This window comes from Amycolatopsis sp. MJM2582 (genome assembly GCF_000754115.1).
Lineage (GTDB): Bacteria > Actinomycetota > Actinomycetes > Mycobacteriales > Pseudonocardiaceae > Amycolatopsis > Amycolatopsis japonica.
Genome location: NZ_JPLW01000005.1, coordinates 602182 through 615417 on the forward strand (window position 1 = coordinate 602182; position 13236 = coordinate 615417).

At 68.9% G+C, this 13236-nt stretch carries 12 protein-coding genes; 10 read left to right on the forward strand and 2 right to left on the reverse strand.

What is annotated here, in order from left to right:
• The first annotated feature begins 1 nt into the window (after position 1).
• Genes ED92_RS30645 through ED92_RS30685 form a run of 9 tightly spaced genes read left to right on the forward strand, consistent with a single transcriptional unit; the run spans position 2 to position 10283 of the window.
• Positions 2-1621 carry a class I tRNA ligase family protein gene (locus ED92_RS30645; protein WP_037344298.1) on the forward strand — a complete coding sequence of 540 codons (1620 nt, stop codon included), beginning with the start codon at positions 2-4 and terminating at the stop codon, positions 1619-1621.
• Between the two features lie 6 nt (positions 1622-1627).
• Positions 1628-2887, forward strand: a complete 1260-nt coding sequence (locus ED92_RS30650) for an MFS transporter (protein ID WP_037344300.1) — start codon at positions 1628-1630, stop codon at positions 2885-2887.
• A gap of 31 nt (positions 2888-2918) precedes the next feature.
• Complete coding sequence (locus ED92_RS30655; RefSeq protein ID WP_037344302.1) at positions 2919-4670, forward strand: ABC transporter substrate-binding protein; 1752 nt, start codon at positions 2919-2921, stop codon at positions 4668-4670.
• A complete protein-coding gene (locus ED92_RS30660) occupies positions 4667-5947 on the forward strand; it encodes an ATP-grasp domain-containing protein (RefSeq protein ID WP_037344303.1) in 1281 nt (426 codons plus the stop codon). The genes ED92_RS30655 and ED92_RS30660 overlap by 4 nt, the downstream gene beginning before the upstream one ends.
• Positions 5944-6408, forward strand: a complete 465-nt coding sequence (locus ED92_RS30665; protein ID WP_037344305.1) for a cobalamin B12-binding domain-containing protein — start codon at positions 5944-5946, stop codon at positions 6406-6408. The genes ED92_RS30660 and ED92_RS30665 overlap by 4 nt, the downstream gene beginning before the upstream one ends.
• Positions 6405-7715 carry a methylaspartate mutase gene (locus ED92_RS30670; RefSeq protein ID WP_037344307.1) on the forward strand — a complete coding sequence of 437 codons (1311 nt, stop codon included), beginning with the start codon at positions 6405-6407 and terminating at the stop codon, positions 7713-7715. Before ED92_RS30665 ends, ED92_RS30670 begins: the two co-directional genes overlap by 4 nt.
• Entirely contained in the window at positions 7712-8707 is a 996-nt protein-coding gene (locus ED92_RS30675) for an asparagine synthetase A (RefSeq protein WP_037344309.1), read from the forward strand. The genes ED92_RS30670 and ED92_RS30675 overlap by 4 nt, the downstream gene beginning before the upstream one ends.
• Complete coding sequence (locus tag ED92_RS30680; protein ID WP_037344311.1) at positions 8704-9957, forward strand: glutamate synthase-related protein; 1254 nt, start codon at positions 8704-8706, stop codon at positions 9955-9957. Before ED92_RS30675 ends, ED92_RS30680 begins: the two co-directional genes overlap by 4 nt.
• Positions 9954-10283, forward strand: coding sequence for a hypothetical protein (locus tag ED92_RS30685; RefSeq protein ID WP_037344313.1), 330 nt, complete (start codon positions 9954-9956; stop codon positions 10281-10283). The genes ED92_RS30680 and ED92_RS30685 overlap by 4 nt, the downstream gene beginning before the upstream one ends.
• Positions 10284-10539: 256 nt before the next feature.
• Here the strand turns inward: ED92_RS30685 and ED92_RS30690 are convergent, their stop codons facing one another.
• Positions 10540-10890: an MmcQ/YjbR family DNA-binding protein gene (locus ED92_RS30690; RefSeq protein ID WP_037344315.1), complete on the reverse strand. Its 351-nt coding sequence runs from the start codon at positions 10888-10890 to the stop codon at positions 10540-10542.
• A complete protein-coding gene (locus ED92_RS30695) occupies positions 10874-11566 on the reverse strand; it encodes a hypothetical protein (RefSeq protein ID WP_037344317.1) in 693 nt (230 codons plus the stop codon). Before ED92_RS30695 ends, ED92_RS30690 begins: the two co-directional genes overlap by 17 nt.
• Before the next feature lie 187 nt (positions 11567-11753).
• Here ED92_RS30695 and ED92_RS30700 point away from each other — a divergent pair, with 187 nt between their 5' ends.
• The gene (locus ED92_RS30700) at positions 11754-13220 is read left to right on the forward strand and encodes an NB-ARC domain-containing protein (protein ID WP_037344319.1); all 1467 of its coding nucleotides are present in this window, start codon (positions 11754-11756) and stop codon (positions 13218-13220) included.
• Positions 13221-13236 lie beyond the last annotated feature (16 nt).

A 13236-nucleotide genomic window follows, 5' to 3' on the forward strand; every position in this document is an offset into this window, starting at 1 on the left:
AATGGCCGACAAGCGACCGGTCGTGATCATCGGCGGCCCGCCGACGTCCAACGGTGACCTGCACATCGGGCATATCGCCGGCCCGTACCTCGGTGCCGACGTGCACCGCCGGTACCTGCGCGCGGCAGGCCGCGAGGCCGTGTTCGCCTCCTGCACTGACGACAGCCAGACCTACCTCGTCACCAGCGCGGCCAGGGTCGGACTGACGCCTCCCGAGCTGGTGGAGCAGTCGACCGAGAACATCCAGCGCACGTTCAAGGCGATGGGGGTCGAGGTCGACGGCTTCTCGCCGACCGACGACGGCTACAAGGCACTCGTCTACGACTACGTCAAGCGCTTGTACGACAAGGGAAAGCTGCGTCTGCGCAAGGTGCGGCTGCCCTACAGTGAGAGCAAGGGCGAGTTCCTGGTCGAGGGTTTCGTCGGCGGTGGCTGCCCGACGTGCCTCGCCGACAGCCGCGGCGGATTCTGCGAGGGCTGCGGGCATCCGATCGACTTCGACGCGCTGATCGAGCCGTACTCGGTGCTCGACCCGGCCGACGAGGTGACCTACCGTGAGACCGAGATCATGGTCTTCCCGGTCTCGGAGTACCGCGAGCAGCTTCTGGCCTACTACGAGGAGCGCGGTCCCGCGTGGCGGCCGCACGTACTCGGGCTGATGCGGGAACTGCTGTCCGGGCCGTTGCCCGATTTCGCGATCACGTACCCGGTGAAATGGGGTCTGCCGGCGCCGTTCCTCCAGACGCCGGGGCAACGGCTCAACGCGTGGGTCGAGGGAATGCCCGCCTCGATGTACTGCACCGAGTACGCGTTGCGGCGCAACGGCAAGCCGAAGGCCGCCGACGACGACGCCTGGCTCGCGGAGAACGACGCGCGGGTCGTGGTGTTCATGGGCTTCGATCCCTTGTTCACCTGGGGCGTCGTCCACGTCGCCGAGCTGATCGCGCTCGAAGGCCGCTACGTCCTCCCGGACACCTTGCTGGTCAACGAGTTCTACGAGCTGGAGAACGAGAAGTTCTCCACCAGCAAGGGACACGTGGTCTGGGCCCGCGACCTGGCGGCCGAGGTGCCCCGCGACATCGCGCGGTTCCACCTCAACCTCACCGCGCCCGAGTTCGCGCGGACCAACTTCTCCCGCGCCGCACTGGAAAAGGTCGCGGGGGAGCGGCTCGTCACGCCCTGGAACGAGCTCGCCGAGACCCTGGCCAAGCTCACCGCCGAGGTCGGCGGCGAGAACGGCTCGCTCCCGGTGTCGACCGAAGCCACGGAACGGGCCGCCGCGATGGTCTCCCGGTTCGCCCTGAACTACGAGCTCGAGGACTTCAGCCTCAGCCGGGCCGCCGATCTGATCGTGCAGCACGTCGAACGCCTGCGGGCGGCGACGGAACGCACCCTGAAGGGCAACCTCGACCAGGAGATGCTCCGCGCGCGGCTCGGCGACCTCTTCCTCGAACTGCGGGCGTTGATCGGCTGTGCCTCACCGATCCTGATCGACCTCGCCGAACGCGCCGCCGCGGCGGGCGGGTTCGCCCTCCGGATCACCGCGGCCGCCTTCGACGTCACGCACACCACGGCCTTCCCCGTGCCCTCACTGGAATTCCCCCCGACGAGCGAGGTCTGACCCACCATGTCACTCGACAGCACCCCAACCACCGACGCGGTCCGGAGTTCCCGGCTCGCCGAACGCCTGCTGGTCCCGGCGGGGTTCATCACCACGGCGGGCAACGCCTTCCAGATCACCGCCGCCGCGATCCTGGTCTTCCACGCCGAGCAGACCACCCTCGCGGTCGGCTGGCTGTTCATCGCGGTGTCCATCCCGCAGGTCGCGCTCGCGGTCCTGTTCGGGAAGCTGGTCGACAAGGTCGACCGCCGGATGCTGTGCGTGGCGGCGGACCTGGTGAGCGCGATGACGGCGTTCGCGCTGCCGGTGTGGCTGTGGCTCGGTGGCCCCGCGAACCTGGGCTCCTACATCGCGAACTTCATGCTCGCCTGCACCGCGGCGTTGTTCATGCCCGCGAGCAACGGCCTCATCAAGGAACGGATCCGCGACGAGCGGCTCGGGAAGTTCAACTCGCATTTCGAGATGGCGAGCAACGCGGGCATGCTGCTGGCGTCTTCGCTGGCCGGCTTCCTGGTGATCTGGTTCGGCGCCACGCCGTTGTTCGTGTTCAACTCGCTGAGCTTCGTCCTCTCGGCCGTACTGGTCTACGCGATCGGCCGCAAACCCGCCAAGGCACCGGTCGTCGAGGAGGCCGTCACCACCGATCCGTCGGCGCCGGCCGAAGCCCCGGTGCGCCAGCCGATCAAGCGGCTCGCGCTGCTGTACGCCAACGGCAACATCGGCCTGATGGTCGCCAACGTCATCCTGACGACACTGATCCTGCAGACGTTCAACCAGGGCGCGTGGATGATCGGCGTGGTCGACGCGCTGGCTGGCGTCGGGTTCATCGTCGGCGCGGCGGCGTACGGCAAGGTCAGCAAGCGGGTCAAGGGTATCCATCTGGCCGTGCTCGGCACCCTCGGCAATCTGATCTGCCTGGCGATCCAGCCGCTGCACTACATCGCGCTGATGGCGGCGATCCCGTTCGCCGGCTTCTGTTTCGCGCAGGGCCGGATCGCGGCGCGCACGCTGCTGATGCGGGCCAGCCCGGAGGAGCGGGTCGGCCGGATCTTCGGCAGCACCCAGGCGCTCGGCCTCGGGCTCGGTGTCGGGGCGACCGTCGCGCTGTCCTCCCTGGCGGACGCGACGACCGTGCCCTACGCGTTCTGGGGGCTGGCGATCCTGCAGGGCGCGATCGTGATCGGCACCTACTTCAGTCTGGCGAAACCGTTGTCGGCGCAGGAGAAGAAGCGACCGGCCGAGGTTCTCGAGGCGACCGCCGCCTGAGCGCGGCCGAACTGCGGAGGAAGCGAAAGTCATGACGGACAAGCCGATCAAGGGCGGCGTGGCGACCTGGGCCTGCCTGCCCGGGTTCCCGCCCGCGGTGATCTTCCCCTTCACCCCGGGCGAGCGCTTCGGCGTGCGGAGCCTCTACGAGTTCCAGATGCTGATGTACCGGCCGCTGTACTGGCTGGGCCGGGACGGCGCGCCGGAGATCGACTGGGACCTCAGTGTCGGTGAAGAGCCGGTGTGGGACGAGACCGGCCGCACCTGCGTGGTCCGGATCAAACCGTGGAAGTGGTCCAACGGCGAGACGGTCTGCGCGGACAACGTCATCTTCTGGATGAACATGCTGAAGGTGAAGGGGCCGAAGTTCGGCGCCTACTCCGAGGGCTACTTCCCGGACAACCTGGTGTCGTTCGAGAAGGTCGCCGACGACAAGGTGAGCTTCACCTTCGACAAGGCGTACTCGAAGAACTGGGTGCTGCTGAACCAGCTCACCATGATCACCCCGATGCCGAAGGCGTGGGACCGCACCGCGGACGGCCCGGCCGACGCCACGCACGACATCGAGCAGGCCGAAGCGGTCTACGAGTTCCTCATGGCGGAGAACGGCGACGTCGTCGAGGAGGACAACTCGCACCGCACGCGCTGGGCCGACAGTCCGGTGTGGAGTGTGGTGAACGGGCCGTGGAGGCTCAAGAGCTACACCGAGGAAGGTGTCGTCACCTTCGTCCCGAACGAGCACTACAGCGGGCCCAATCCGGCGCATCTCGACGAGCTGCGCCAGGTCTCGACGACGTCGGACGAGCAGCAGTACGAGCTGTTGCGGTCCGGCGACGTCCAGGTCGGTTTCCTGCCGCCGGGGATGGGCGTCCAGCCCGACGGCGACCCGACGAAGGGCGGGCCGAACCCGCTGGGCGACGGGTTCCAGCTGGAGCCGCAGATCCTGTTCAACATCAACTTCATGGCGGTCAACTTCAGCAACCCGACCGTCGCGGGGAACATGATCAGGCAGCCCTATGTCCGGCAGGCGCTGCAGAGCTGCTTCGACCAGGAGTACGGCGCCCGCGAGGTCTACCAGGGTTACGGCTGGAGCCAGACGGGATCGATCCCGGTGCTGCCCAAGAGCGACCTGGTCTCGCCGAAGATCGCCGAACGCGGCGGGTTCTGGCCGTTCGACCTGGAGAAGGCGCGGCAACTGCTCGCCGACAACGGCTGGGACGTCAGCACGTCGCCTGCGGTGTGCGTGCGTCCCGGCACCGGCCCCGGTGAAGCGGGCGAGGGCATCCCCGCCGGCACCGAACTGAGCTTCTCCTTGCGCTACTGGGAAGGCAGGCCGTCGCTGGCACGGCTCATGGCGCAGTTCCGGGACGACGCGGCCAAGGCAGGTATCGAGATCCGCCTCGAAGAGGTGATGGGGTCGGTCCTGGTGGCGGAGGACGGTCCCGGCGAGAAGCGGATGTGGCAGCTGTCCTGCTGGGGCGGCGGCTGGGTCTACAACTACCCGACCGGCGAGAACCTCTTCCAGAGCGGCGCCGCCTGCAACTTCAGCAACTGGCGCGACGCCAAGGCGGACGAGCTCATCGCGAAAACGGTCACCACCGACTCGCTCGACGCGCTGTACGAGTACCAGGAGTACATCGCCGAGCAGGCGCCGGTGATCTTCATGCCGACGTTCCCGCGGCGGTTGTTCGAGGTCGCGGGGAATCTGCGCGGCTTCTCGCCGATCAACCCGTACGGGCTGATCAACCCGGAGAACTGGTACTACGTCGAGGAGGGGTCATGACGCGCCCGGTGGTGCTGGTCGGGTTCGTGGCCGCGGCGCTGGGGTCCTCCATCAAGGACTTCCAGCCGGACGGTTCGGTCATCTTCGTCGAAGAGCCCGACGTCGTCCGCAAACGCGACGCGCGGAAGACGGTGGCCGGTTCGGCGCTGGTGCGCGAGCTCATCGAGTGGGAGTTCCACCTGCCCGGCAAGGCGGACGAGTTCTACCACGTCCACCACGACCTCGACCCGGCCGCGGTGGTCCCGCTGACCGAGTATGCGACCCCGTTCGCGGCCCGGCTCGCCGAACGCTACGGGCTGCCGGGCGCGGGCTTCGGCGCGGCGCAGATCCTGCGGGACAAGGCGGTGCTGCGCCTGGTCAGCCGGGCGGCGGGGATCGCGAACCCGGCGTCGGCGCGGGTCGAAAGCCCGGAGCAGGTCCGTGAGTTCATGGCGCGGCATCCGGGGAAGACCGTGCTGAAGCCGTCGAACCGGCAGGCGTCGGTGGGGACGCAGGTGCTCACCGACCCGGCCGAGGCCGAGCAGGCGTGGACGAACTGCGTCGTGCAGGACGAGGGGATCTTCGTCCCGGACCGCGCGATGGAGCTGAAGATGCTCGCCGAGAGCTTCGTCGAGGGAGACGAGTTCAGCGTCGAGATGCTGTTGCGCGACGGCGAGCCATTGTTCGCCAACGTCACCGGCAAACGGCTCTTCCCCGGTCCGCGGCCGATCGAACTCGCGCATGTCGTCCCCGCCGACATCCCGGACGAGCTGACCGCGACGCTGACCGAGGAGACGCGGCTGCTCACCGCCGCGACCGGGTTCCGCACCGGGATCGTCCACTGCGAGTGGATCGTCTCGGACGGTGTCCCGTACCTGGTCGAATGCGCCGGCCGGTTCGCCGGCGACGGCATCATCGAGCTGATCCAGCGCGCCTATCCGGTGGAGCTCAACCGCGCCTACTTCTCGGTGATGAAGGACGAGCCGGTCGTGGACCTGTTGCCGCGCAAGGCCGAAGGCGGCGCCGCGGTCCGGTTCCTGTCGATCGAGCCCGGGTTCATCGAGGACGTGCGCGGGGTGGAGAAGGCGGCGCAGTCCGAAGGCGTGTTCCTGTGCGACGTCAGTGTTTCGGCGGGCGACCGGTTCGACGGGCTGCGCAGTTCGTGGGACCGCGTCGGCGATCTGATGGTGACCGCGGACAGCCCGGCGGAGGCTTCGCGCCTGGCCGAAGAGGCGGTCGCGCTGATCGAGATCGACGTGCGGCCGGACCGAGGAGAGAGGGAGAACGCCGCACCATGACCATCGAAGCCGTCCAGCCCACGCTCCCGGACGCCGGTCTCGACGTGATCGTCACCGGGCTCTCGTCCGACGCGCACACCTGGAACCTGGTGTACCTGGAGCTGTTGCTGGAGGAACTGGGCTGCCGGGTCACCAACCTCGGCGCCTGCGTCCCGGACGTGACCATCGTGCGCGAATGCGTCACCCGGCGGCCGGATCTGCTGGTGATCAGCAGCCTCAACGGGCACGGCCGTCAGGACGGCGTCCGGCTGATGGAAGCCTTCCGTGCCCGGCCGGAGCTGGTCACGACGCCGGTCGTCATCGGCGGGAAGCTCGACGTCACGGGTGGCAGCAACGCCGCCCGGCTGCTGGAGGCCGGCTTCGACGCGGTGTTCGAGGACTCCGCCGGGCTGACCCCGTTCCGCACGTTCCTTCGCACCTTGTCCGTCCGCGCCCCCGGTGTCCCGCTGGGCGCGGGATGAACGTGCTCGCCCCGCGGCGGGGACATTCGTTCGGCGAGGTGGTCGCGCGCCACCACGCGCAGGGGGAGCTGGTCGTCCAGCCCCGGATGGGGTTCGCCGATCCGGGACGGATGACCAGGGGGCTGCTGGCGACCCGGTCGGCGCGGGCCGCGACGGTCGGCACGATCACGATCGACAGCTACACCAGGGTCGGCGACCACGAGGCGGCGCGCGCGGCGTTGGCGGCGGGCGCCGATCTCAACGGGTATCCGCTCGTCGACCACGATCCCGTGACGACGGCGGCGTTGCTCGACGGCGTGCTGACCGGGGATTTCCCGGTGCAGGTGCGGCACGGTTCGGCGGATCCCCGCCGGATCGTGCGGGCGCTGCTGGACTTCGGGCTGCACGCGACCGAGGGCGGCCCGGTGTCGTATTGCCTGCCGTACAGCCGGATGCCGCTTTCGGCGGCCGTCGACAACTGGCGGCGTTCCTGCGAGACGCTGGCCGAGGCCCGGGGTCCCGAACTGGAACCGCATCTGGAGACCTTCGGCGGCTGCATGATGGGCCAGCTGTGCCCGCCCGCGCTGCTGGTCGCGCTGAGCGTGCTGGAGGGGATGTTCTTCTGGCGGCACGGGATCCGCTGCCTGTCCTTCAGCTACGCGCAGCAGACCCACGCCGGGCAGGACGAGGAGGCCGTCGCCGCGCTGCAGGCGCTGATCAGGGAATACGTGCCGCACGCGCGGACGCACGTGGTGATCTACGGCTACATGGGCGTCTATCCGAGGACACCGGGCGGCGCGCTGGAACTGATCGCGGAGTCCGCGCGGCTGGCGGCCCGCACCGGCGCGAGCAGGCTGATCGTCAAGACCACCGCCGAAGCGCACCGGCTGCCGACCGTGGCGGAGAACGTGACCGCGCTGGAGCACGCCGCCGAGGCCGCGCGGGGTGTCTCCCGGATCGGCAGGCTCGGTGACACCGGGATCCACGCGCAGGCGAAAGCGTTGGTGGACAACGTTCTTTCGCTCGACAACGACCTCGGCAGGGCGTTGGTCACCGCGTTCGCGCGCGGCCACCTGGACGTTCCGTTCTGCCTGCACCCGGACAACGCCGGCCGCGCCCGCGGGCGGCTGGCCGACGGCGGCCGCCTGGAGTGGCAGCGGATCGGCGCGATGCCGCTGGGCGATCTCGTCGACCTGCCCGGCGACCGGCGGATGACCTCGAACGATCTGCTGGACGCGCTCCGGTACGTCGAGCGGTCGTTCGACGAGAAGTACGGGTTACCCGGAATCGAGACCGTGAACCGACTGACACAGGGGAGTAGGACATGACCGGAACACCGGACGCGGCGCTGCCGCCGGGCACCCGCGAACATCTGACGTCGCCGGTGACGCAGGCGGCCCTGCGCATCCAGAACAGCATCACCGCCGGCACCCGCGAGTACCTCGGCATGAACGGGTTCGTGGAACTGCAGCCGCCGTTGATCGGGCCGGTCACCGACCCGGGATGCCGTGGCGCCAAACAGGTCGACGTGGACTACTACGGGCACAAGTACAAGATGATGACCAGCGTCATCCTGTACAAGCAGGCCTCGCTGCTCGCGTTCGACAAGATCTTCTACGTCGCCCCGAACGTGCGGCTGGAGCCGCTGGAGACCTCGACCACGGGACGGCATCTGGTCGAGTTCACCCAGATCGACGTCGAGGTCGCCCGTGCGAGCCGCGAGGAGGTCCTCGACATCGCGCAGGGCCTGCTGCGGCACATCGTCGCCCACACCCTGCGGGAGTCCAAAGTGGACCTCGCCACACTGGGCCGGGACCAGGAGGCGTTCACGGCGCTGCTGGAAGAGGACTTCGAGCGGATGACGCATCGCGAGGCGGTGTCGCGGCTGCAGGGCCTGCGGCACGGGCAGAGCGCCGACGCGGAGATCGACTGGCAGGGCGAGCGGATCATCTCCGAGCAGACGAACCGGCCGTTCTTCATCGTCGACTACCCCAAGGGGTCGCGCGGGTTCACCGACGGCGAGTCCAGCACCGAACCCGGGGTGCTGCGGAACTTCGACCTCATCGCCTCCGACGGGTTCGGTGAGCTCTGCAGCGGCGGCGAACGCACGCACGAGTACCGGCGGCTGATCGAGCGGATGCGGGAGACGGGGGAGAACCCGGCGAAGTACGCCTGGTACCTCGACCTCGCGCGCGAAGGGCTGCCGCCGAGCGCCGGGTTCGGGATGGGGCTGGAGCGGGTGACGCGCTACATCGCCGGGCTGGACGCGATCTGGCAGGCGAACGCGTATCCGAAGCTGCCCGGGATCGCGACGCCGTGATCACCGCGCGGCAGCTCCCGGAGGACGCGATCCGGGCCAGGGCGAGAGAAGGCAGCGCGGCGATCTTCCCCGACGTCGCGGGATACGGCCGGTCGCTGTTCGGCGCGGACGTCGACACCCCGCCGGACGAACTCGACCGCGCGCGGATCGTGCCGCCGGTGTTCGTCCCGCGGCGCCTGGAGAAGATGTTCGACCTCGCGCGCGAACCGGTGTACGGCGACGTCGGCTTGTCGACCGTGCTCGGCGGGTTCACCGCGCCGTCGCCGGTGTTCCTGTGCGCGTTCGGGTCCACGCAGGTCGCGGGCAGCGGTCTCGGGATCGCCGCGAGCGAGCAGGCGGGCAGGCTCGGGATGCCGATGGTGATCGGCGAGAACGTCGTGCCCATGCACGGTTACGGCCGGATGGGCGAGAGCGTCGAGGACGGCCTGCTCGGGCGGATCCGCGCGTACGCCGACGCCGTACCGGACGGGCTGGGCGGCGTCGTCGTCCAGCAGAGCACCGAGGACGCGGACGCGGAGGTGTGGAACCTCGTCTACAGCGACCCGTCCGCGACGAAACTGCTGGAGACCGGGCGGCTGGCGTTCGAGCTCAAGGTCGGTCAGGGCGCCAAACCGGGGCTCGGCGGGATGACCGTGCTCTCGCGCACGGCCGCCGGCGAGATCGCCGAACAGTACACAGTGGACGAAGCGTTCGGCAGGGATCAGGCCATGGTGCTGCGGTCCAGCAGTCCCGGCACGTTCACCGGGGAGATCCTGCGCCAGCAGATCCACCTGATGCGCAACAACTACCCGCGCGCCCGCGCCTGGGTGAAGCTGCACCCGGGCCGCGACGTCGGCGAGGCGGCGCGGGTCGCGTGGGCGGCGGGAGCGGACGCGGTCACCGTGGACGGTGCGGAGGGCGGCACCGGCTGGGCGCCGTCGGTCTTCCTCGACCAGGTCGGGCTGCCGCTGGTGGAATGCCTGCGGCGGGTCGGCAAACACGACGCGTCGCTGCTGGTGTCGGGGCGGATCTGGGAAGGCGCCCGCGCGCTGAAGTGCCTGGCGATGGGCGCTTCGGCGGTCGGCCTCGGCCGGGCGGCGCTGCTCGCCGTCGACGAGGACCCGACCGACGGGCTCGTGCGGCTGGTGCGGTGCCTGGAGCTCGAACTGCGGTTGCTCGCCAGCGCGCTCGGGAAGTACGACCTCGCGGATCTCACCGCGGACGACCTCTGGTTCCCTGGTTCACCGGCACGGACGGAGCAGGACGGATGATCAACTACGACGGGAAACGGTTCCGCAAGGTCAGCACCGACCCGGACGCGCCGGTCACCCTGTACCGGCAGAAGGACGATCTGGTGTGGGCCGAGCTGACCGGCGGCGGCGTGCGGCTCGGCTCGCTGACCGGGAAATGCGGCGAAGACGGGACGATCGACATGGCCTACACGATGGTGCTGGCCAGCGGTCAGGTGATCTCGGGGCACAGCACCAACACCCCGGAGTTCCTGCCGGACGGGCGGATCCGCCTGAACGAGGTCTGGGAGCGGTACGGGAACCCCGGCTCCCGCGGCACCTCGGCGATCGAAGAAGTCGCGGAGTAACTCCTTTCGCGCGTGAAGGCCCCCTTCCCACGGCTCAGCCGAGGGAAGGGGGCCTTCACGCGTGCTTGGGCCCGCAACTCGCGTGATCAGACGGACGACACGCGTGACTGGAGGGACGACACGCGTGACTGGACGGAGTTCGCGTGTGTCGTCCATCTGATCACGCGTGTCGTCCGTCTGATCACGCGAACCCGCAATTCACGGGACCGAAAAGGGCAATCGAGGGGGCTGAACGGCGCACTCCGAAAGGAGTAGTTCAGCTCGGGTTCTTTTCCAGGTATTCGGCCCAGACCTTCTTCGGGACGCACATTCGCCACGAGTCGACGATCAGCTCTCGTAACTCTTCGTAATCGAGCGCGGACAGCCGGGCGCGGACCCACTGATAGCGCATATCGGACGGAATCGGCATCATGAACTTGTCCGGCTCGCCCGCCACCAGCGCTTCCCGCTCTTCTTTGGGATAGCCGAATCCCATCACGGTTTCGTCGGGCGAGAGCGAAAGGAAGACGATTCGCCCCACGCGGAACTTCGCCCGGTCCCGGACCAGCGCCTCATAGGCGCGGGGCAGCCCCGAAACGATCTCTCTGACGTCATCCCCGGTTACCATATTTCCACCATTCTCCGCTGTCCGTTCCCCAGTCACCCTTGGCGCCCATGGTGAAGACGACGTAGAGGTACTCGTCGAGGATCTTCGCCAGTGACACGGGCCTGCCCATCAGGGCGGGGATCCCCGCCCCGCCGTCTCCCGCCTCCGCGATCACCGCGGCGGCCCACGCGCGGCCGAGTCGCAGATGTCTCCCGAACGCGGCGCCGTCACGCGCGCCGTGGAGGGCCGCCGCGATGGCGGCGTCCCACGGCATGATCGTGTTGGGCCGCAACGCATACAGTGCCTTGGCCGCGGCGGTCGGGCCCAGCGTACGCCTCGTCCGTCCCGCTGAGACGGCGACACCCGCGAGGTCCGCGTACGCCTTCGCGGCGGTGTCGATCCCCTCGTCGGTCAGGTCGGCGAGGTCGGTGGTGGGCAGGGTGACGTTCCAGGTCTCCCACCAGGTGAGGACCCCGTCGTCGAAGGGGGCCGGCTCGCCTTCCCGCGGGTACCGGATCCGGCATCCCCACGAGTTGAGCCAGCGAAGAAGAATTGTGCGATGTGCGGGCTGTGACAGGTCGATCGCGGACTGCGTTTCTTCCACGAGTCGAAGCCATGAGGCGTCCACATTCGCGAAGCCGTTGAACACTTCGGCGGCTCGCCGGAGTTCGGCGAGTGGCGGCAGGGGAGCAGACATGGGCGAACCCTATCCGGTGCCACCAAGGGGGTGAATTTCCGCGTCCAACTATTGGACTTTGTACATTGAGTCACCTATTTGTATCTGCTGCATCGTTCATTGGTCCTTTAGGGTTAGGGCCAGGAAGGCTGCAAGGATGACGGTCACGCAGTGCGATTGCGTTACCCCATCCAGGGGAGGAGTTGGCATGGGCAGACCCGAGCGACCGTTGGACGGCTCCACTGGTCCGATCGCCGCATTCGCTCACGATCTGCGCGTTTTGAGGAACCGGGCGGGAAACCCGAGTTACCGGGAACTCGCCAGGACGGCACTGTTCGCACCTTCCGTGCTGTCCAGCGCGGCGAGTGGCCACCGGTTGCCCACTCTCGCCGTGACGTTGGCGTTCGTCTCCGCGTGCGGTGGGGATCGCGCGGCGTGGGAACGGCGTTGGCGGAGCGTCGCGGGACAGACGGGTGGCGGCGCGGAGGTGCGTGAGGAACGCGCGTCCGTGCCGCAGCAGGCCGAAGCACCGCCGGATGGCGTGCACGCGTTGGCATCCGGCGTCATCCGGCTCGCCCGTCCGGCCCAGCTGCCGATGGGATCGAGGACTTTCGTCGGCAGGGAAGGGGATCTGGCCGACGCCGCGGAGATGATCGGCGCGAGCGGCCCGGTGAAGGTGCCGTTGCTCGTCAGTGGTCCGATCGGGGTGGGGAAGACGGCTTTCGCCTTGCGGCTGGCGGAAGAGGTGGCGGCGGATTTCCCGGACGGGCAGCTCTACGCCGATCTGGGCGGCAGCGGAACCGGCGGCCGGTCGGCCAACGGGATCGTGCGCGGATTCCTGCGCGCGCTCGGCGTGCCGGCGCATCTCGTGCCCGACGATCCGATGCAGCGGATCGGGCTGTACCGGTCCCTGCTGGCGGAGCGCAGGTTGTTCGTGCTCCTGGCCGGGGTTCGGGACGAGGGTCAGGTGCGGCCATTGCTGGGCCAGGCCCCGCACAGCCAGGTCGTGGTGACCAGCCGCGCCCGGCTGCTCGGGCTGGAGGACACGAACCGTGTCGAGCTGGATACGTTTTCCCGCAAGGAATCCCTGGCTTTGATCGGCCGGATCGCCGGACCGGCCCGGGTGCGGGCGGAACACGACGCCACCGACATGATCGCCGAACTGTGCGGGGACCTCCCGTTGGCGATCAACATCGTGGGCCGCAAGATCGCCGCCCGTCCGGAGTGGGCGATCGCGTACACGGCGGGTCAGCTCGCCGATCGCGAACGGCTCATGGACAGCCTCTGCGTCGGTGACGTCAACGTGCGGGACCGGTTCATCGCGGCGTACGAACAGCTTTCGCCCACCGAACGGGAGGCCATCCACCACTTCGGGCAGACCGGGGCGGGCTGGACGACGTCGATCGGCGTCGCCGCGGCGATGGGCATCATGATCGAGACCGCCGACGAGCTCCTCGAGTCCGTGGTGGACGCCGGGCTCCTCCAGCGCGCCAACGTCGCCGGCCGGTACGCGGTGTCCCGGTTGGTCAGCGCGTTCGCCTCCGAACGGCAACGGGAGCCCGGCCCGTTCGCCGCCGCCGTCCCGATGGCCGGTCACCGGGCGCGGAAGAACGCGTTCGAATCGCTGCGCCACGAGGCCGTGCGCACCCTGCCGGGTGGCTCGTCCGAAGGTTGATTGTTCTCCCCGCGCC